Source organism: Vibrio campbellii CAIM 519 = NBRC 15631 = ATCC 25920 (genome assembly GCF_002163755.1).
Lineage (GTDB): Bacteria > Pseudomonadota > Gammaproteobacteria > Enterobacterales > Vibrionaceae > Vibrio > Vibrio campbellii.
Map to the genome: position 1 here is coordinate 1,195,693 of NZ_CP015864.1, position 19,341 is coordinate 1,215,033.

The 19,341-nt window shown below is 45.6% G+C and carries 29 protein-coding genes; 6 read left to right on the forward strand and 23 right to left on the reverse strand.

Annotated features, from left to right (window positions below):
• Positions 1 to 24 precede the first annotated feature (24 nt).
• From A8140_RS26030 to A8140_RS21465, 14 genes are all read right to left on the reverse strand, one after another.
• Positions 25 to 168, reverse strand: a complete 144-nt coding sequence (locus tag A8140_RS26030) for a DUF6890 family protein (RefSeq protein ID WP_005530037.1) — start codon at positions 166 to 168, stop codon at positions 25 to 27.
• A gap of 41 nt (positions 169 to 209) precedes the next feature.
• Entirely contained in the window at positions 210 to 473 is a 264-nt protein-coding gene (locus tag A8140_RS21405) for a putative phage tail assembly chaperone (RefSeq protein WP_005530039.1), read from the reverse strand.
• The gene (locus A8140_RS21410; RefSeq protein ID WP_005530042.1) at positions 470 to 706 is read right to left on the reverse strand and encodes a hypothetical protein; all 237 of its coding nucleotides are present in this window, start codon (positions 704 to 706) and stop codon (positions 470 to 472) included. The genes A8140_RS21405 and A8140_RS21410 overlap by 4 nt, the downstream gene beginning before the upstream one ends.
• Positions 707 to 708: 2 nt before the next feature.
• Positions 709 to 939 (reverse strand): hypothetical protein, encoded by a 231-nt coding sequence (locus A8140_RS21415; protein WP_005530044.1) that lies wholly within the window; start codon positions 937 to 939, stop codon positions 709 to 711.
• Positions 936 to 1,448 carry a hypothetical protein gene (locus A8140_RS21420; RefSeq protein ID WP_005530046.1) on the reverse strand — a complete coding sequence of 171 codons (513 nt, stop codon included), beginning with the start codon at positions 1,446 to 1,448 and terminating at the stop codon, positions 936 to 938. Before A8140_RS21420 ends, A8140_RS21415 begins: the two co-directional genes overlap by 4 nt.
• Positions 1,445 to 1,663, reverse strand: coding sequence for a TraR/DksA C4-type zinc finger protein (locus tag A8140_RS21425; RefSeq protein ID WP_005530048.1), 219 nt, complete (start codon positions 1,661 to 1,663; stop codon positions 1,445 to 1,447). The genes A8140_RS21420 and A8140_RS21425 overlap by 4 nt, the downstream gene beginning before the upstream one ends.
• A gap of 12 nt (positions 1,664 to 1,675) precedes the next feature.
• On the reverse strand, positions 1,676 to 2,131 hold the full coding sequence (locus A8140_RS21430) for a phage protein (protein WP_005530050.1): 456 nt from the start codon (positions 2,129 to 2,131) through the stop codon (positions 1,676 to 1,678).
• A gap of 3 nt (positions 2,132 to 2,134) precedes the next feature.
• Positions 2,135 to 3,256: a DUF2586 domain-containing protein gene (locus tag A8140_RS21435; protein WP_005530052.1), complete on the reverse strand. Its 1,122-nt coding sequence runs from the start codon at positions 3,254 to 3,256 to the stop codon at positions 2,135 to 2,137.
• Between the two features lie 15 nt (positions 3,257 to 3,271).
• Positions 3,272 to 3,928 carry a hypothetical protein gene (locus A8140_RS21440; protein ID WP_005530054.1) on the reverse strand — a complete coding sequence of 219 codons (657 nt, stop codon included), beginning with the start codon at positions 3,926 to 3,928 and terminating at the stop codon, positions 3,272 to 3,274.
• Positions 3,912 to 4,403, reverse strand: coding sequence for a phage tail protein (locus A8140_RS21445; RefSeq protein WP_005530056.1), 492 nt, complete (start codon positions 4,401 to 4,403; stop codon positions 3,912 to 3,914). Before A8140_RS21445 ends, A8140_RS21440 begins: the two co-directional genes overlap by 17 nt.
• Complete coding sequence (locus A8140_RS21450; RefSeq protein ID WP_005530058.1) at positions 4,400 to 4,819, reverse strand: head completion/stabilization protein; 420 nt, start codon at positions 4,817 to 4,819, stop codon at positions 4,400 to 4,402. The genes A8140_RS21445 and A8140_RS21450 overlap by 4 nt, the downstream gene beginning before the upstream one ends.
• Positions 4,820 to 4,937: 118 nt before the next feature.
• Positions 4,938 to 5,654, reverse strand: coding sequence for a phage terminase small subunit (gene gpM, locus A8140_RS21455; protein ID WP_005530060.1), 717 nt, complete (start codon positions 5,652 to 5,654; stop codon positions 4,938 to 4,940).
• A gap of 3 nt (positions 5,655 to 5,657) precedes the next feature.
• The gene (locus A8140_RS21460; RefSeq protein WP_005530062.1) at positions 5,658 to 6,668 is read right to left on the reverse strand and encodes a phage major capsid protein, P2 family; all 1,011 of its coding nucleotides are present in this window, start codon (positions 6,666 to 6,668) and stop codon (positions 5,658 to 5,660) included.
• Complete coding sequence (locus tag A8140_RS21465; protein WP_005530064.1) at positions 6,669 to 7,544, reverse strand: GPO family capsid scaffolding protein; 876 nt, start codon at positions 7,542 to 7,544, stop codon at positions 6,669 to 6,671.
• 174 nt (positions 7,545 to 7,718) lie between these two features.
• Here A8140_RS21465 and A8140_RS21470 point away from each other — a divergent pair, with 174 nt between their 5' ends.
• The 4 genes from A8140_RS21470 (at position 7,719) to A8140_RS21485 (ending at position 11,906) form a co-directional block, all read left to right on the forward strand.
• Positions 7,719 to 9,500, forward strand: coding sequence for a terminase large subunit domain-containing protein (locus tag A8140_RS21470; protein WP_038863001.1), 1,782 nt, complete (start codon positions 7,719 to 7,721; stop codon positions 9,498 to 9,500).
• Positions 9,501 to 9,504: 4 nt separating this feature from the next.
• Positions 9,505 to 10,512: a phage portal protein gene (locus tag A8140_RS21475; protein ID WP_005530066.1), complete on the forward strand. Its 1,008-nt coding sequence runs from the start codon at positions 9,505 to 9,507 to the stop codon at positions 10,510 to 10,512.
• Positions 10,513 to 11,159: 647 nt separating this feature from the next.
• Positions 11,160 to 11,498 (forward strand): hypothetical protein, encoded by a 339-nt coding sequence (locus A8140_RS21480; RefSeq protein WP_004742479.1) that lies wholly within the window; start codon positions 11,160 to 11,162, stop codon positions 11,496 to 11,498.
• Between the two features lie 51 nt (positions 11,499 to 11,549).
• Positions 11,550 to 11,906 (forward strand): hypothetical protein, encoded by a 357-nt coding sequence (locus A8140_RS21485; RefSeq protein WP_005530072.1) that lies wholly within the window; start codon positions 11,550 to 11,552, stop codon positions 11,904 to 11,906.
• A gap of 377 nt (positions 11,907 to 12,283) precedes the next feature.
• Here A8140_RS21485 and A8140_RS21490 read toward each other — a convergent pair whose 3' ends face one another.
• A complete protein-coding gene (locus A8140_RS21490; protein WP_005530074.1) occupies positions 12,284 to 12,910 on the reverse strand; it encodes a LysE family translocator in 627 nt (208 codons plus the stop codon).
• Positions 12,911 to 13,027: 117 nt separating this feature from the next.
• Positions 13,028 to 13,450, reverse strand: a complete 423-nt coding sequence (locus tag A8140_RS21500; RefSeq protein WP_005530076.1) for a GNAT family N-acetyltransferase — start codon at positions 13,448 to 13,450, stop codon at positions 13,028 to 13,030.
• A 316-nt stretch (positions 13,451 to 13,766) separates the two neighbouring features.
• Between A8140_RS21500 and A8140_RS21505 the strand changes: the two genes are divergently transcribed.
• Entirely contained in the window at positions 13,767 to 14,018 is a 252-nt protein-coding gene (locus tag A8140_RS21505; RefSeq protein WP_011999296.1) for an Ogr/Delta-like zinc finger protein, read from the forward strand.
• On the opposite strand, the gene A8140_RS21510 is transcribed toward A8140_RS21505, so the two are convergent.
• The 6 genes from A8140_RS21510 to A8140_RS21540 all read right to left on the reverse strand — a co-directional run bounded on the left by A8140_RS21510 (position 14,013) and on the right by A8140_RS21540 (position 17,774).
• Positions 14,013 to 14,231, reverse strand: a complete 219-nt coding sequence (locus tag A8140_RS21510) for a hypothetical protein (RefSeq protein ID WP_032999998.1) — start codon at positions 14,229 to 14,231, stop codon at positions 14,013 to 14,015. The genes A8140_RS21505 and A8140_RS21510 overlap by 6 nt on opposite strands.
• A 95-nt stretch (positions 14,232 to 14,326) precedes the next feature.
• Positions 14,327 to 16,213 (reverse strand): replication endonuclease, encoded by a 1,887-nt coding sequence (locus tag A8140_RS21515; protein ID WP_005530082.1) that lies wholly within the window; start codon positions 16,211 to 16,213, stop codon positions 14,327 to 14,329.
• A 238-nt stretch (positions 16,214 to 16,451) separates the two neighbouring features.
• Positions 16,452 to 16,679 (reverse strand): hypothetical protein, encoded by a 228-nt coding sequence (locus tag A8140_RS21525; RefSeq protein ID WP_005530084.1) that lies wholly within the window; start codon positions 16,677 to 16,679, stop codon positions 16,452 to 16,454.
• Positions 16,679 to 16,879 (reverse strand): hypothetical protein, encoded by a 201-nt coding sequence (locus A8140_RS21530; protein WP_005530087.1) that lies wholly within the window; start codon positions 16,877 to 16,879, stop codon positions 16,679 to 16,681. Before A8140_RS21530 ends, A8140_RS21525 begins: the two co-directional genes overlap by 1 nt.
• Positions 16,880 to 16,907: 28 nt before the next feature.
• Complete coding sequence (locus A8140_RS21535; RefSeq protein WP_005530089.1) at positions 16,908 to 17,447, reverse strand: phage regulatory CII family protein; 540 nt, start codon at positions 17,445 to 17,447, stop codon at positions 16,908 to 16,910.
• Between the two features lie 114 nt (positions 17,448 to 17,561).
• Positions 17,562 to 17,774 (reverse strand): hypothetical protein, encoded by a 213-nt coding sequence (locus tag A8140_RS21540; RefSeq protein ID WP_005530092.1) that lies wholly within the window; start codon positions 17,772 to 17,774, stop codon positions 17,562 to 17,564.
• Positions 17,775 to 17,871: 97 nt separating this feature from the next.
• Here A8140_RS21540 and A8140_RS21545 point away from each other — a divergent pair, with 97 nt between their 5' ends.
• Positions 17,872 to 18,498, forward strand: coding sequence for a phage repressor protein CI (locus A8140_RS21545; protein WP_005530094.1), 627 nt, complete (start codon positions 17,872 to 17,874; stop codon positions 18,496 to 18,498).
• Positions 18,499 to 18,855: 357 nt separating this feature from the next.
• Here the strand turns inward: A8140_RS21545 and A8140_RS21550 are convergent, their stop codons facing one another.
• The gene (locus A8140_RS21550; protein ID WP_005530096.1) at positions 18,856 to 19,332 is read right to left on the reverse strand and encodes a hypothetical protein; all 477 of its coding nucleotides are present in this window, start codon (positions 19,330 to 19,332) and stop codon (positions 18,856 to 18,858) included.
• Positions 19,333 to 19,341: the final 9 nt, after the last annotated feature.

Genomic DNA, 19,341 nt, shown 5'->3' on the forward strand with positions numbered 1-19,341 from the left:
CACTTCTCTCTACTAACCTGGTGGTTAACCGCTAAAGGCCTTGGCCACACCGCTAGCGGTGACGGCTTGCATGTTTTCCCAATGGTTCTTCTCTAGCCAAATTGCATAAGCCAGGTTCTGGTCAGTATCTGGCTCATTGGGTAGCCACTTTCGCCGCCACGCGTACATTTTTTGCCTGTCGCTGCTCTCAATGGCAGCGACAAGCCCATCTATTTTTTTACCGAGATGGAGAGTTTGGGTGCGTACTCTTTAAGAACCGCGCCATAGATCTGCGTTGCTGCACCTGGGTTCTGCTGAGTCAGTTCACGCAGCGCATCTTTTGAATCAGCGCTAACACAGCTCATCAAGAAATTATGGGCCGCGCTACTCGCATCACCTTGCAAGATGGTGTTTTGCGCCTCGTCGTACTCGACTGGCGTTGGGTTGAACTCTAGGTCTGTTGACCCAACGGTTAAAACAATGGGTTTTGTCATGCTGCTTCTCGCTTTAACGTTTCGTAAATTCGGGTGAGTCCGGTTTCCAATTGACGCTCTAACCGTTCAAAACCGTCCTTCACTTCTTCTTTGGTGGCGTAACTCTCCGCCACATGAGTTTTATAGTCGGCAAGCTCTTTTGAGAGAGAGAACAGCTTGCCAATCAATGCTCCGGTTAACATCACCAACAAGGTAGCCAAGGCAACCAGAGCCGATAGCCAAGTTGGGTCCATCGCTACTCCTTTTGTGGGATTTCCTTCAAACGTTTACCCTGAAGAGAGGCAATTACATCGTCCACGGTCTCTTGGATCACGTCGTTGGTACTCAAGTCACGAAGCGCTTTAAGTCCCCAAATAATGGTGCGAGATGCGAATCGCTCAAGCACCACTTCCCAAGTGATTTGGAGAAACAGCCCTTTCAAGATTTCGAAGAACGTTTTGCCGATGATCCCCGTTAAAAAGCTCATGATTGTTCTCCCATCATGGATAAATAAGCGTTGAGGTAATCCGCTTCTGTGGCTTTACCTGCGGATGTGTTCCAGTACTGTTTGGCGTAACGCGCTAAGCCCTTGAGATCATCCGCCTCTGGCAAGGCTTCTGGGAATCGGATCAGGTTCAAGCGTGCCGTGGCCACCGCGAATTGAGGGGAAATCACCATATAGTCCGCATCCTGTTTTTCGACGGGATCAGCGGTGAGCGGCGCAAACATCGAGAGCGCGTCCAACAAGTGAGGCCGTGTTTTTCCTAGCCATTCAATCAACCAGGCAAAGGTGGCAGGCTCCATTTGAGTGAACCCTAATGCGGGACCACGCACCTGCTTGGCGTACGTCAACGCACCAGATTCATGGGCGACAATCATCAAAATCAGATTGATGGCGGCTTGGGTATTCAGCTTGCCGTGCCCGCCAGTGACCATGTCTAATTGGTCGAGTACCGGCTTAATCACATGCTCGATAAACAGCGTTCCTAATTTCATCGTTTCATCTTCTCCAAATCGCTTTGACAGTGAGTGCAGTACTGACACCCGGTCATGTGTTGGCGGCGAGCTTCGGGGATGGGGTCGCCGCACTCACCACATTCCTGCGCACTCTCTTGTGAGGCTTTTGGCTTAGCCCTTGCCAATTGGTTGGCCAATGCCACTTCTGTGAGTTGGGCTTCAATATCACAAGCATGGTCGATAACATCTGGCATCCTGCCTCCTAATTACTGGATCAGATCTTCAGTTTCATCGGGGCGTAGATATGGCACGCCGTTGATTTTCACAAAGTCTGGGCTCGTCACTTCGAACGGCAGCTTATGCACAAGCGCACTGCCCCCGCTGGTGTCGGCGTCGAGTAAATCCGAGATCTTGATACGACAACCAAAGGCTTCGATTTTCAGTTCGTCTTTATCAATCTTGCCGTAGAACAGCGCATCAAAATCCGGCATACCACGCCAAGAGCCGGCGCCTCTCGCGGCCTTGCTCAACTGATTAAATTGCTGCGTGGTTAGCTCCATCTCGCCACTGGCTTCAACATCGCCGTCGACATAACCATCCGGCACGCCCGAGGTTTTATTGACGGCGGAATTGTCCGTAATAGAAAGGCTGACTTTTTGCGCTTTGAGTTTGTAGTCGCCCATTGAAAAATGCATGTTCTTACCAGAAATACGCATGCTCATGGATTAAGCCTCCGTGTCGGCTGGGTTAGAGAGATCGAGACCAATATTGACCACGATGTGTTTTGGGCAATTGTGTGGGCGCACCATCAAACCAATGTTGACTTTGGTTTTTGTCATCCACTGAATCGACACGTCTTCTTCGCGCGGTGCCATAATTTCCCCAGGGAACGGGATCCCCCCAATCTCGGTGGTCTTCGACATGTCACGCATGTCTTTGCTGAAGTAAGTTCGATTAAGCTCGATACTCGGTGGCGTCGAATTAAGGATGCGATCGGCAATGCGGCGAATCGCTTTAATACGTACTCGGCGGTTCAACTTGTGAACGGGGCGAACGTATTCTAAGAATTGATAGTCTCCGCCTTTGGTTTCCAGTGTGGTGGCGTCGGTCCAGTACACCCCTTCCATATCGGCGTACCATTGCGGCAAGGAATAACGTGCATTGGCCAGCGCTGAAATGGTGCTCATTTCCAGTGGTTTTCCGGCGCTGTCGATAGGCATCTCACCCAGGCCTAAAACGCTGCCTGTGGCCACTCGCATTGGGCTATCGGCGACGGTGACCGCGCGGTCACATAAGCGTCCTCCCAATACGCCGATGTTATTGCCATTGAGCATAGGTATCGGTGTCACGAGGTTGGCAGATACACCATTGATTAATGCCAATAGGCTAGTTTCGTATTTGGCCCAAGTTTGCTTGCTCTTATCGATGCCAGGACACGCTGCTAAAAAGAACACCCAACGGCCCAGCTTGGCGGTCAGTTCGGAGGCTTTGCTTTGCATCGCTTGGAAGTCCGCTTTGCTGCTTACCACATCGACAATGCACACGCCTTCGAACGAGTCAGTACGATTGGCAATATCGACGGCTTCCTGCCACGTTTTACCTTCAGCGAGACCAAACACGGCGCCTGTCCAGTTCTGTTTTCCATTAAGCTGAGCGGCTTTCAAGTTAGCGCCTAGCACGTCATCCGCGACGACATCGTCAAGGTTAGTCATGTTGTTGACGCGTGTGACTTTGCCTTGCAGCTCTGCTTTATCGGTGCGCCCGATATACAGCAGGTGGCGTTCAATCTCTGGGATCCCACCTTGCCCTAAATTGAGGTTGTTGACCTCTACCTTTCCGGTTGCCATTAGTTATGTCCTCGCTTATTTTTGCTTTCTGGCTTGCTCAAAAATGGTGATGAGTTGGCGGGTGACGTCACGCTCTTTACTGCCTAATATCTGACGTTCTGCCAATGGAATATCCCAAGCGGTGACACTCGGCTGATTGCTCAGCTCTCGGATAATTTGCCCAGCTTGGCCATGGCTAACAGTGGCCATCAATAACTTGAGTGAGGGTTTCTTCCTTCCCTTGCCACTCTTTCTTGCGACCGTGTAGCCCAGTTCCCTCATTTTTCGCGCTTGCCCTTTGGTGCAAGGCGCGGAGTAGTCGGGTGTTCCCCACCGCTTTTGCATTTGGCGCTTGGTCATTTTTTGCTTTTGACCAAGGTGATGCCTAGCGGCAATTCTTGCGGTGAGCTTGTTGTTCCAAGTAAGGTCGAGCGTGTCGGCGTTTCGTACATAAGGGGTTAACCCTTTCGCCATTCGTCGCATAACTTTGCCGCGCTTCTTCCCTTTTTTGGGCTGTAATGCTTTGCCGTGAATATCTTTTTGTTGCTGAATGCGTTTACGTGTATTGGTCTTTTCCCATCGGCCAAGGGTTTTCAAGATCCAAATACGCTTTTTTGGGGGAAGCGCTAACATGGCCAACTTTTCTTGCAGGTTGAGCACATCCCTTTTGTTGGAACTAATCGTTGGTTTCATTCACCAACTCCGCTTCTTCTGCGGTGTAAATCTCCACGGCTTGAACTCGATATCTCATGCCACGCCAAGTGATCATGCCGGCTTCATCTGGGACCAACTCAATGGGCTCCATCAACTCAAGTTCAACACTCACATCGGCCGCTTCACTGCTGATCACATCGACCGAAAGCGTGGGGTCTTCGAGCTCTTGCTCGTTGCGCTCTTCTTCATGGTCACTGAGCCAACAAGCAATCAGAGCTAGTAAGCAGCGTGGGTCCAGTAATTGGTGAGGAAACTCCTCAACCGAAATCACCGCGTTATATTTCCAGTAACAGGCGATATACCCGCCGTTCCCACGGTCTTCACCGCTTGGCACTATCGAGCCGTTTTCTTGCCAAGCATCCATTTTGTTCTCAAGCACATTGCTATTGAGATGGCTGACGATGTAAGCCGTTAAGTGCTCAAGTTTGGTTTGGTTGTAAACCGCACTACTCATATCACGCCAATCCCATTCGCACTGCGGCCAAGCAGTTGAGAGACATCTTTGTTACTTTGCGCCAGAAAACGTGCCGCCTGTTGCGGTTCATCTAACGCCGCATTGTCCCCTTCTTTGCGCCTATCTTGCGTGGCGAACTCGGGTAACAATTCCGAGTGTGCTCGGCCATACACAGCTCGTTTATACAAGGCGGTTTTGGCGACGCTTAGTGATGGCGGCATTCCCTCGACCAACAGGCTCACTAACTTCTCTTGAATATTGTTGGCCGCTATCGTGATGGCCACAACTATAGAGTCGTTATCAAACGTATGCGGAATGCGGCGCAGTTGACGAAACTCATTGTTCGTTAAATCGGGCCAGCCTTCACCGGATATCACTTGGTTACTCGCCTTATCCACTTTTCCGCCAAAGCCCATCATGTCTCCTTATTGGAATAAGTGCGCCTCTGGCCACTGAGTCGACGGAATAAGCTGGGTGATGAATCACTTGCTCTTCCTCGTCAGTCGAGGCGCGGTGGCATAGGAGCCTATTTAGTTAGAGGTTGTCGCCAGTCTCTAACGCTCGGATACGTTGGTCGATGTTATCGATCATGGTGCTTACCCCAATCGCGCTGTATTGCTCATGCGCATTTTGAAGATGGCTTCGCGCTGTCTGTAGCGTGTCTATATCCCCCACCGAAGCGGCGTGGGGTTTACCTTGCTCATTTCGAAGCAAGTGTAAGCCGGCGAACTTCAACCATTTCGCTGTCGGCTTCTCATTGATACGCCACACTTGAGTGACCTTCTCGAAGACGAGGGAGAAATAAGGTTCAATGGACTGACCTTTGTCTGCCATTCGCTCAGACCAGGCCAATACTTCATCGGCGCAGAAGGTCGCAAAATCACGCTTGAATCGCTCGGGCGTATCGAGCCCGCGTTCAATGGCGATGTCACACCACTTGATGGCAGTATCGAGATCTTCGATATCAAACAGCCAAATCACCATTTGCGTAAACAGCGGGTTATCGAACTGCTCATCACCGGCGAGGTAAGCTACAATCGCGTCGCGATATTTAGGGACCAACACTTCGCGCTTGTGGTTCACCTTTTCATCTTTACGATTGAAGGTTTTGAGTACCTTCAAATCGCTGTCGAGTTCGGCGAGCAATAGATGCAAACTGTTTGGGTTAGCAACACACTGTATTTCAGCTGTCGATTGCTTTTGTTGTTTTGCCAAGGCTTCCTGGCGCAACTTCGCTAATGGGCTGGCCATACATTACCCCTTCGCAGGTTCAACAACAGTCACGTCTTCAATCGCGGCAAACTTGTGGTAGTTACCGACGGCATACCCTTCCATACGCAGGTATGACGTTTCAAAGCGTTTACGGTCTTCTTCATTACGAGACTTACGCCACTGCGTCCCTTTTTGAGTCAGGATTTGCAGGTTGGTTAAGTTCGTTACCCAAATCATATTGGGCGGGAAAAATGGTGGGGTGTAGACGGTTTTGCCTGCCACCGTCTTCGCCAAACTTTGCGCGGCTTTGTGCTCGGTCGGTACTTCCGCCGATTCTAACAAGCGATGCTGCTCTGCAGCGACTAAGTTACGACCAATCAGCACAACCAAATCGGGATCGTCTTGATGTACTTCGTGAATCGTGGTGTTGATTAAATCGTTCACGAGCGAGTCGAGGTTTTTATACGCGCCGTCTGTGTTGCCCGTAGAATCAAGCTTCGCATCAGGCAGGACTTGAGCCGGCGCCTTTTCTTTTGCAAGCTGCAGCCAACCTTTATTAACGTCTTCACCCATTGGGTTCGCTTTCGGGTCGGTGTTTTCACCCGCAATCGAGGTTCCGTGGAAACCAATACGCAGCTTATCGAGCGCAAAATTACGTGTGATAGCGTTATTCATCAGCTTCATCCACTGGCCTTTACCGCCCGAGTTCGCCCAGATGGTCATGGTGATCCAATTGATGTGAGCGCCTGAGTCGGTCTCGGTTAACTCATAAGTGTTGCCACTTTGGTCAAGAGCGCCCATGAAACGACCGTCTTTGACACGCCCTGTCAGTAGACCCGCGTCACCCACATCAATCACTTGACCTTTAATCTGGTCAACCGAGATATTGGAGATACGATTTAAAAACGCGTCCGATTCGACAATCGCTTGGCGAAGCTTGGTTTCCATCACTGGGGTAATGTTGAACTGCTTTGATGCATCCGCTACACCGCCAGCCTTAGCAACGGCTTGACAATATTCATCTAAATATTGAGTCGATACGGCATTTAGCATTTACACCACCTCCACAATTGATTCGCCGCCATGGCCTTCTTCACTAGGCTTTTGCCCTGGGACTTCTTGCTTAAGCTCGGCGAACTGGGTTTCTAGGCTCTTTACTTGCTCGGTGACGGGCGCGAGCTGCTTCTCCAATTCACTGGAAAACTGCTCTAAAGAGAACGTTTTAACTTCGCCTTCAGGGACGGATTCGGGTTCATTAGGCGTTTGCGCTTGCAGGTTAAACTCTTGCTTGAGTTCATCCTTCAGTTCACCTTTCATGATGCCGAACTGCTCTTTCAGGGCAGCTTTGAGTTGTTCTTCGGTCACTTCTTCTTCCTCTGGTTCAGGTTCCGGTTGTGGCTCTGGCTGTTCGTCACCAGAATTGAAAAAGGCATTACACAGAGCAAAAAAGCGATCGGTTTTGGAATAGCACTCATCCAAGTTGATGGCTTCCAGTTGGCTACAACTGAGCTCTGTGGTGTGGCCTTCTTGTCGTGAAAACTGAAGTAATGACACACCAGACGATGCTGGGGAATCGGTCACGGCTAAACCCATTAGGTAGCACTTTCCTTGCCCTTTATAATCTGGATTGGGTTCAATGGAGGTAAACAGCTTCTGCCCAAACTTATTGGCTTCAAGTAAGTATTGATTAGGTTCAAGCTTGGCAAACAAGCGCATTTTGCCGTCCACTTCTTCGGCTTTGACTTCAAGCACTTTGCCCCAGTTACTGCCGTAACCAGCAAAGCGTTTATGCTCTGGCCAAATCAACGCGGTGTATTCACTCAGGGCATAATTCTCGGCAATCTGCGTGAGCCATTCGCGGGTGATCTTCCGACCATCAACCGTTGGCCCTTCGGTTGCTACAATTTTCCAATCGCTGATTTTTGCCATTTGAGTGTGTACCTATTGTTCATTGGTCAGTTCGTGTTTTGAGTTTTCACAATACGCCTTTGAATCGGCCGTTTCAGCCACTTCAATTCCGACCAATTCGGATATGAGCACTATCCGAAATTATCCGAACTTTGCTATGCAATTTAAGGAGTTAACTGGGCTTATTATTGGCTCATGGCATATACTCCTGAAACACGACATGCAGCCAGAGCCCTGTATTTAAAGGCTTGGACACCCAAAGAAATCGCTTCCGAGTTAGGTTTGAACAGCACACGAATTATTTATCACTGGGCTGACAAACACGGATGGCGTGACATGCTGCGCGAACAAACGATTGATGAGTCGATCGCGCGCAGAATTGAAACCCTGCTTGAGTTGGAAAATCCCACCAAAGGCCAACTCGATATGCTTGATAGACTCATCAAGCACCATGTACAGCTAAAAAAATTCCACGCTCAAGCCCAATCTACCCAAGAGAAAAAAGCTCAAACAGAAAAGGAAGCAGCGACTAACACTCATCGAAATAACTCGCGTTCCAAAAAGTCTGACGACAAGTCAAACAAGAAAAAAAGTAAAAAGAAGAACCATATTGATGAGCTGACCAAAGAAAACTTTGCAACCTGGCATGAATCACTCTTTGAATATCAGCACACGATGCGTAACAACCTGCATCAGCGTACACGTAACATTCTGAAATCACGTCAGATTGGCGCGACCTACTATTTCAGTGGTGAGGCGCTAGAGGACGCGATTTTGACGGGTGACAACCAGATATTTTTGTCAGCGTCTCGCGCCCAGGCAGAAGTATTTAGAAGTTACATCATTGCGATTGCTCAAGCGTTCTTAGGCATCGAATTGACCGGCAACCCGATCATTCTCTCTAATGGCGCAGAGCTGCGCTTTCTTTCGACCAACTCTAAAACCGCGCAAAGTTATCATGGCCACGTTTATGTGGATGAGTACTTTTGGATCCCTAAATTCGATGAGCTCAACAAACTCGCGTCCGCCATGGCGACCCACAAGAACTGGCGTAAAACCTACTTCTCCACCCCCTCGGCTAAAACGCACCAGGCTTATACCTTTTGGACAGGTGACCAATGGCGCCAAGGTCGAGATACCCGCGCCAATATTGAGTTTCCGACTTTTGACGACTATCGAGACGGTGGACGCCTCTGCCCTGACAAGCAGTGGCGTTACGTAGTTACAATTGAGGATGCCGCAGCAGGAGGCTGTGAGCTTTTTGATATTGATGAGCTGCGCGACGAATACAGCAAAGACGATTTCGATAATCTGTTTATGTGTATCTTCGTCGATGGCGCCAGCTCCGTCTTTAAGTTCTCAGCGCTTGAAAAAGCCATGGTGGATATTAGCCGGTGGCAAGACTTCAAGCCCAATGACAACGATCCCTTCGACCGGCGTGAAGTTTGGTTAGGTTACGACCCAAGCCGAACCCGAGACAACGCCTGTTTAGTTGTTGTGGCCCCGCCTATTGTCGCCATTGAAAAGTTCCGAGTCCTGGAAAAGCACTATTGGCGCGGATTGAACTTTCAGTACCAAGCTCAGCAAGTCTCAAAAGTGTTTGAGCGTTACAACGTGAGCTATTTGGGCATCGATACCACAGGTATTGGCGCGGGTGTGTATGACTTACTCAGCAAAAAGCACCCGCGAGAAACCGTGGCCATTCAATACAGCAACGAGAGTAAAAACCGATTGGTGATGAAGATGATTGATGTAGTCGAAGCCAATCGCATTCAATTTGATGCTGAACACAAAGACATTGCCATGGCCTTCATGGCCATTAAACGGGCGACCACCAACAGCGGTAACAGCATGACCTTCAAAGCTGAGCGCAGCGATTTAACCGGACACGCCGACGCATTCTGGGCGATTTCTCATGCCTGCATTAACGAGCCGCTCGATCACTCAGAAAAACGCAAATCAACTTGGCAGATGTAACTCTATGACTGAACAGAAAACAGAAACAATCACAAATGATGAAAGCTTGATGTTTAGCTTTGGTGAGCCTGAAATCATGAATCGTGATTTTACCAACTACGATTACAGCGAGCTCTTTTACAACGACGATGGCGACTATTGGGAGCCACCGCTTGATAGAGCGGGCTTAAACAAACTCACGCGAGCCAACGCCTATCATGGCTCTATCTTAATGGCTCGACGTAATATGATCGCGGGCCGTTACATTCAAGGCGGTATGCAGAAACAACAAATGCAATCAGCTGTGCATGACTTCTTGGAGTTCGGTGATACTGCCCTGCTTAAACTGCGTAACTATTTGGGCAAAGTCATAGGCCTTTGGCCAATCCCCACCATGTATTTGCGAAAACGTAAGAACGGTGACTTCGCTTTTCTAGAGCGGGACAACAAACAAAAGCGCTACAAGAAAGAGGACATCATTTTCATCAAGCAATATGACCCTGTTCAGCAGGTTTATGGTGGGCCCGATTACTTAGGGTGTGTTCAATCTGCACTCCTAAGCCAGGACTCGACCACCTTTCGCCGCCGGTACTATAAGAACGGTTTGCACATGGGCTTTATCTTCTACGCCACCGACCCAAACCTAAGTAAAGAAGATGAAGATGACCTGAAAGAAAAGATGGCTTCGAGCCGCGGCGTAGGTAACTTTCGTTCGATGTTTATCAATATTCCGAACGGCAATGAGAGAGGTATACAGCTCATACCCGTTGGCGATATTGCCACAAAAGATGAATATGAAAAGATTAAGAACGTGACTGCGCAAGAGGTGATCACTGGCCACCGCTTCCCCGTTGAGCTCGCTGCCATTATTCCTAATGGTGGGACTCGTGGTGACCCTATTAAATTCGATTACGTCTACTGCAAAAATGAAGTCATTCCAGCTTGCGAGATGTTCATGGATGCCGTTAACGGTGATCCGGAAGTGCCGGAAAGTCTGCATTTAACCTTTAACCTGGACAACGTTGCCACGTAAGCACAGTGACATTTTTTGCAATTTTGTTTTTCTCTCCGATTCACGCTCAGCCCTTATCCAGTAAGGGCTGAAGCGATACGAAACTGATCATCAAAAAATACAAATGATCATTTAAAAACTGACCCAAAATACAGAAATTTAAATATTTCAGACACTTAAAAAGCCTCAACAGATCATCGCGGATCGTCATAATTTCAATTTATTGCAACTTTTTGCACTCTTCGCAATTTCATTAGACGCAATATAAGCCATTCTGAGCACCATTAACTTTCAGCAAGCCCCGTTATTACTAAAGGGCTAACGGCTCGTTAACCTTTATTAGCAGTCGCAGAATTTCGCTGAAATAGAATTGCGAAAAGGTGAGTTCGAAAACGTCGCAGGTGGGGAGGAGGAGTGCGTTTTTGGTGATGTATTTGTACTTTAGCTGACTAGTTAGTAGATATAGGTTGCTGTGTTCGCTTTTTTAAATAACCCCACCATTGTTCCATTCACTTTCAAAAACAACAATTACACAAAAACAAAATATAAATCACAATTTTCATTTTCAGAAAAATAAAACATTTTTGTCAGTTCTATTTTTCATATTAATGTAAACGAGATGTTAAATTAACACGTCATTGATTTTAAAATTTATAGGTATTTTAAAAATGAAACTAACAACAACTTTATTGGCTACCCTTATTTTTGCTTCAACAGGCGCTATTGCTAATACAAAAGGATTAAATGAACAAGATGAATTATTAATTCAACGAGCAGAAAGAATACATCTTCGTAGTTGTGCATTGGCGCAATTTCAAAAACTTTCGAATAATCCAGAGAAGCTAGTAGAACTACAATCAGTATTTCACACTATGAAGGATAATATTGAAGCTTTTGTTATTGAAAATGGTTTTAACATATCAAGCCGTGACAGTAATTCTTCGTTTACCGTAGACGACGCTGCTATCATGTTAGTTGCGAGCTGCATTGCACCAGCAAGAAATTAACTTATTCATACTTTAATTTTGATCTATAAGTTTTCTTTAATAGGAAAAACCATGAAAATTCTAACAGCAATCACCACTTCTATAATTTTATTATCTCCATTTTCTGCCAATGCCTATGATGCAGAGGAACTATTTCAGGAATGTGTAAAAGATAGTTTCTCCAATTTACATAGATTCCTAGACTATAATTATAAAATATGCCAAGATAAAACTGATTGCCCTCTGCTACAACGTGACCTTGGTAATATCCAACGAGTATGGGCACCTGGCGATAGTATATTTAGCGAAATACGACTGGATTATGACGCTTCAACAATAACTCGTTGGGGGGATTCTGTAGGTCTTAACGAAACGAACACCCGTGAATTGATAATTAGAACAGTTAATAAGTGCGGTATTACTTTCTAATTGCTACTCAAAAGAGCAATACACTGTAAGGTAATCCAAGTAATAAAAGAGTGGCTTATATCCACTCTTTTTATTTATTCGCCAATAATTTTTAAGCTTCAATCTGAATTAAAGAACTTTTCTGACATAAAATCTGGTCAGCATGACCCCATTCTTACCTTTTACTAACAGGTTTTTTCCCCTCTACCACACTAGCAGCGTTTCACTAAAATAGAATTGCGAAAAAATGAGATCGAAAACGTCGCAGGTGGGGAGGAGGAGTGCGTTTTCGGTGGGTTAGGCGTGCTTTCGGTGGGGCTTTGAGACAGGCGTAAAAAAGCCACCATGATCGGTGGCTATCTGGGATAGTTGCATTTCAAACTTGTACTAATTCACAATTATCTCTGAGTTGAAATTGCCAAAGCTGCACCGGCACTGATAAATGTAGTTCCAAACATCTTTCCGATAATGCTCCCTGATACAAAGTTTTTAGCCCCAGATTTTAACTTTTGACTCAAAAAAGAGTATGAGAGTAAGCATAAAAATGAACACATCATAAGGGTAGTAACTAGTATTGAAAATTGAATAAACAAAGACTCTGAGGCATTAATGAACTGTGGAAAAAGTGCAGATGTAAATATAATAGCTTTAGGGTTTGTTAGTGAAATGAGAAGCCCTTGAGAATAAAGGCTCCAAGCACTAAATTTTTTTTGGTATGTGCTGTCGGCAGTTTTTAGTTTTACGCCATTACGCCATAATTTTACTCCCATATACAAAAGATATAACGCTCCAATTACTTTTATGATCGTAAAAGCTGTTGAAGAAACAATCACTAGCACGCTTAATCCCAATATAGAGAAAGTAGACATAATAAATAGTCCAGTCACATTACCCGCCGCGGTAATAAGAGCACGTAGAGCCCCAAACTGTAGACTATGCGTTGATACTAGCAATATCGCAGGACCAGGGATTGCTGCTGCAATAAATGCAATTGAGCAAAAAGCTAACCAATTTTCAAAACTCATGATATTTCCTATTAAAGGAAAGCAACGCAATACCGATGCTTCCGCATACCGCCTTCACCACTAAAACCAACGCGCAGTAAAAATGCCACGTATTTCGAATCACTATTAAACAGTTTGTTATGCAAATTTTTCGCGACGCATTGTTGTTATCGAATACCCCATTTCACGATACTTTTCACAACGTTGTTGTAGAAACTCCGGATACTGACTTTCTTCAACCTCATTGAAGCCAATATGCTTGTAGAAGTCTGTTACATGAGCAAGTGGCATACAATAGGCGGTACGCAAATTTAAAACAGGCTCAATGTGCTTAAGAAATTGAAGTCCTAAACCTTGACCTTGAAACTCACTTACAATGTACATACCCCTGAGTATCGTCACGTCATTAATAAGCTCAACTTTCACTGAGCCGATAATCGCACCATCGTTGAGGCAGATAAATGCTCTTTCGGTATTAGACCAAGCGCTATGATAGCCCTGCTCTTTATAGAATTGACCAACAGCGTCTTTCATAGAGCTATCGGCTTCAAAAATTCTCATTCTAACTCCATTTGCATAACAGTTTTATTTGACAGATAAATTCTGCATTTAAATACAGCATTCATCTATCTAGTTATCTTATGCAAGACAGGATACACATTAATATGCCATATATTCAATAGCTTACCTGTCACGTATAATTCATCACTTCACAAAATTTAGAATTTTTCTGCATAGCTCGCCAACTGTGGCTCATCTAGCTAAGCACGCCCATTCAGAAAGACAAAAAGACAGCCTCTAAAATTGTAGAACTGTATAAATCCTCACCATAATTTAGTACCATGAGCTTATCATTTCGATAGGTTCATGGTGTCATATGAGAGTAATTTGCCAGGAGTGTGGCGAGAAAGCCCGTATACAAAAAACAAACCGTATTTCAGCGGGTTATAGCGATTTATATTGTAGTTGTAGTGACCCTGAGTGCGGCCATACCTTCGTGATGAACCTGTCTTTCAGTCATACCCTTAGCCCCTCTGCAAAAACAACTTCGCAAATGGCCTTTAGCCTGGTTAAAGCACTAGGCCCAGAACAACAGAAAGAGCTGAAGCAACAGCTCTCGATGCTATAGCTTAAATTCAGGGCTATCCGCCTCATCGGCCATTTGAATGATCATTTCAATGGCTTCCACCTTATCGTTATCAAGCTTGCCTTGATTATCTGCGACAACCAATCCCATCAAATACGCCCCGACCTGCGCTCGGCTTTCAGTTTCTGTACCCAATGCTACCCCGTCTATGATTAGCTCTAATGCTTGTTGAAATACTTGATTTTTATCAGACATATCGAGATCCCTAGTAATGACATAAGAAATATACTGTATATACATACAGCATTCCAGTGGGGCATATCTCTTTTTTAGGCTCTCTCACACGTAAATTAATGTGGACTTGATATCGTTTCCGCCTTCATGAAGCGTTCCCATTCGGGATCACTCCTATCTAATTCCATTTCTAAGAAAAATTTATCGATGATTTGTTGGCCTTTGGGTGAAATTCTACAGTTATTGCCACTGGACCAAGGTCGGTCGCTCCCGCTCCCTTCAGAAGCCTCCGACAAGTTGGAGTCTTTCTTAACAAGTTTCCATTCCGTTTCCCTTGTATAAACAACCAAACCGGACCCTTTCACCCCATCGGTTACCTCGACAATTTCACCGTATTTGTTTTCTCTTTCCTTTTTAACCAACTGGATCGGTCGCTCAGATGAACGAAGCCGGTGTCCGCCCATGTAATCCATATAAGCCGAGAAAAAGCCGTTGTCGGCCGCCCTTCTTGCTTTCTCAAATAGGCAGTATTCTTGTTCTTCATCGATGCGGCGAAGCTCACGCCAAATAGTGACAGGTGGGGTCTTCTGGAATTGGAATTGACGGAAACAAAATGTACGCGACCAGGCAGTCACGTTTTTCACGGTCTCTTGAAGCTTCGCTCTTTTGTTGTCTCGATCGGTTTCACCTTCAAGCGCATAGCCATCAACGTTCTTTGATATATATTTGGCCAGATAAGCCACGGCACCGCCTGCCGACTTATCGATCAGTTTTGCCTCGAATCGCGCCTTAATAGCTTTTGTTCTTGGGGAGCCATCGTCGAAATAAAGCTCTCCGTTTTCTCTGAACTGATAAGACTGAAGCCCTGCAACAAACGGTTTTACGTGCTCAAGAGGCATGAAAAATACACCATGCCAATGCGGTGTTCCGTCTTGATGAGGCTCAACAACCCTCATACCGTAATAAGTCAATTCACGATAATCCGCCCAGGCTCTAAACAAGTTCCAACCTTTGCTTAACCAAGCATGCGCATCTTTTGGATTGCCGCCATCAAACTTAGGATTTTCTACCCAGTATTTACCGTGCTTTCTAAGTCTATGAAAACGACTAGGTGCCGTCATCGTGACAAAAACAGCCACATGATCATTGCTCTCTGCATATTCCTGACAACCAGCAATACGAGTCATCAGTTCATGTCTTCGATTAGCCGGGTTACTTTGGGACGAATCAATGACGGTTTTAAGATCAACCACATCGCCACTCTCAGATTCAATGGCCATGAGCTCAATCCACTCTCTTTGTCGGTCCTGCCGAATGGTTAACCACTCACAAGCCGCATTGGACACATAAGGAGAACTGTGTGGCGAAACCATACCTGCAGCACGGCGAGCATTCTCAAATACAGCCACTACGATCCGGCTAATAGCTCTACGCCAAAACCCTTCATCCATCAGGCGACATATCATCGAGTATGCCTGGTTAGAATTCTCTACATGAGCAAATTGAGGAAGCCATAAAGAAGCCCCAGTAAACTCGTTAATAAACCCAATGCTCTCCATTGGCGACATACCATGCTCTGAAGCCAACCTGATACGATTACCACAACGCCCAGCCATTTCTATGGCCAGCTTAGCGATTTTGATTTCGCTATCGACTTTCCACCATGGCTCGGGTAATACAGAGAACGCTGCCGCAACCGCGCTGCTTCGCTTTTCAATAAAATCTAACGCACGCTTAAACCCGTACTTCTTCAACCTACTGGCAGAAGCTTTGTCGATATAATTTCGAATGTCATATGGCAATTTAAGTCTGTTCGCTGTAGTCGACGCAAACTCAAAGACCCTTTCTCTTGGCGTCAGTTTGCCATCATGAACCCACTCGCCATTGATATAAGAAAGTTGGGATGTACCTTTTTGGTTATCCAGATAAGAAAGCAACTCCCGATGTAGATTGCTAGGGAGTCGATTGAGAGGATTAGACGAGTTGATTTTGTGTTTTATCATGCTGTTTAGCGGTGCGTTATTTCACGATTCGGGAGCCGCAAAGACTTTTGCTTTAACTTCTCAAGCCATAGTCTTTTGCGTCGTTCTCGTGGCGTTTCATTTGCTTGCCTTATCGCTGCAAACTCTTTGCGTACTCTTTCTAAACAAATAAGGCCTCGCTCTTTGTCTTCCTTAGTTAACGAGTAATGTTCTAAGTCAGGGCAAGGCAAGTGGCATGGTGGGGTAACAGTTTTAGCACTCATATCTCAACAAACTCCTGAGTATCAACGACGATAAAACCGCCCTCGCCTTCACCTTCGCTCAATACACCGTGGCGAACGTGATTACATTTGAGTTGCTTGCAAGCCTGCTGTATCGCCTCATCTATACATTCAAAATCCCCTAGAGTGGTGGCTTCTAGCTCTTGAGTATGTTTGTGGCGCTTCATTGCGCCATCACCAAATAAACGAATCGCAACGTACTCCATCAGGCAACGTCCCTCGCTGCGGCAAACTTTTCAATATGCTTGATTGCTTGATCACGAATGTCTTTCCAAATACGAACATTGGCGATCTGCTGGCACTCATGGTCCTTAATAATATTATTTTGGTATTTATGAGCATTGAGGGCCGCGATGTTATGTATATGAATCGCTTCCTCAAGGGTGTTTAATTCAATCTTTATCATGGTAAAACTTCCTTTGTTCGTTAATGAGTTAGGCAAGTCCGGGGATGGCGGCACCATTGGCGACCAAATCCACACTCATGGCTAAGAATGGGGAAACGCCTTTTGTGCGGCTTTCGATATCGTTGATAAGAAGCACAAGGTTGCTAATGCCCGCCTGTGCCTTTTGAATGATGATGTGCTTGTTGGTGCGGCTTAGGCGATCATTCCCTGCATGTTCTAGAGCCATGCGAGATAAATCCCCCGAGTGCACCGCGTTTTCTAATGCGCGTTTAATGAAAGTTTCTTCACTCGCATCATTTGGGATTTGTGCAGTTACGACACCAAGGCCAAGCAAAAGGCTATTAAGAATGGTGAAGTTGCCACTGGCCTTGGTGATCAACACAAGTTCTACATTGGTAAGGATGTGCGGTTGCTCTGGGTTAAGCTTGTTGCGCAGCATAGTCGCATTCATGCCCACGGCTTTTGCTAACTTGGTCATGTTCTCCGAGTTCGCAAATGCACAGCACGCTTCGTTAAATGCTTTTTGTTTAGAGCCACGGAATTCGCACATTGAGTCAATTTCGTTCATAACCAATACTCAATTGAAGACAAACGGGGTGAAAACGAGACCCCAACCAAGAATATTGAGCCAAAGCGGACAATACTCTTTGGTTGGAATCAGGGAAGATAAGCGCATGGCGACCTACCCTAAGTTTTGCATGGCTTCACGTGTTGCGATTTCAAGTAAAGCCACCATATTGATCAATGGTGTTTCTTTACCTTTTGCTTTGGTTTTAATAGGTAAGCGACCGTCTGCCACCCAATCCATGATGGTACGTTTCGGCATACCAGAGAACTGAGAGTATTGGTCGTACGTCATGAAAGGCGTATTTAGAACTACTTGATATGAGAGCATAGTGATATCCTATCTAGCTATTGAGTGTTTCATTTCGGACAATAGGGTCTCACTCCGCACTGTCCAGTAATCATTTGAGTGAAAATATAGACTTCTTATGAGTGAATTACAAGAGAAAATACCACCTTTTGAATACATTGGTGGCCGGGAAGTTACAGAAAGGATGAAGGAAGTCACGAAAACGAAAGACTTCAAGTCCCTTGGTGACGTACTTGGCATTTCGAAAGGGACGATATCTACGTGGCACCAAAGAGAGCTAACTCCTTTTGAAGTGATTTTGAGACTTCATTTGAAGACTGGCGCATCAATCAAATACTTAGCTTTGGGAGAAGGCGATGCTTTCCCTGATCACGCAGTACAAGAACATACGTCTAAGAAAAAAGAAGCGAAGACACTGTTTGACATCGATTACTTCGCCTTAGTGAACGGAAAGCTCATAGGGAACGAAACGTTAGCGTTTGATAAAAGCTACTTAGACAAGCTTGGGGTTCTGAATGTAATGGGCATCGAGCATGATGGAACTACATTCATTGTCGATAAAGAAGTTCATCAAGCAGTGAGCGGCACATACCTAGTAGATATGGACGGCCTACTCTCGCTAAACGATATTCAGCGCTTACCAGGCAAGAAACTAGCGATTAGCTTCAATGGCTCGACTTTAACCGTCGAGGAAGATGAAGTGAGAGTTGTGGGGCGAGTCGCACTAATAATGGAGAAGTGTTAAAGGCTGAACTATTTTTTGAGCTCACTCGCATTCAACTTACCAAGCGGTATCGCTAATGTACAACTAGGTTACTATCCCCCTGTCCCATCGGGGGAGGGACATTAACACCTTTGCTTGCAAACTAAAAAAGGCTGCCATTTGGCAGCCTTTTTCTTTAGTTCCGGAGTTCTTCTCAATACTTAACAAACGCTCTAAGACGTATCTGGACAATTCTGAGTCAGCGATTTTACTGATTTAGTAGTTAGCGAAGAACTTCAGGTATAACAGACAGGTATATTTACATTGTAGAGTAGACAACACGCTAAGTTATCTAGTTCAAGTTCTCCTCTACACTAGATATCGGATAGTAAAACCACTTTAATCATCATTTGCTTTAGATTGGCTAACAACAATGTAGGTAATGAGCACAATATGCATTAAGTTTACTATTACAAGAGATAAGATTATCTTCAACCACCACATTGTAGTACCAGCCAAAAGCATCATTAAGCAAGCTCCAAATGTAGCCAATAGAAAGATAATTGCTGCACCATACAAGTTGAAGAAAACCGACAAGTATCCATTATTTCTCCACTCACTAAATGTTGGGTTTCGTGATACAGATAGTAAATAAGCGCCAATAGCAGCAATAAACCCAGTCATAGTAATGCTGAATGTTGTAACTATCCCAAGCAATGTTGGGATGTTTGAAGGCTTGATTACAGGGAACAAGGACGAGCCAGCTAGCCAAACCAGCAAATGATAAAAGCCAAGAATCACAGGAACGGCTAGAAACGACCATAGCCATGCCCTTCTTTTCCAACTTTTCTCTTCAATCTCTGTAAGCATTTCCATCGATTATTA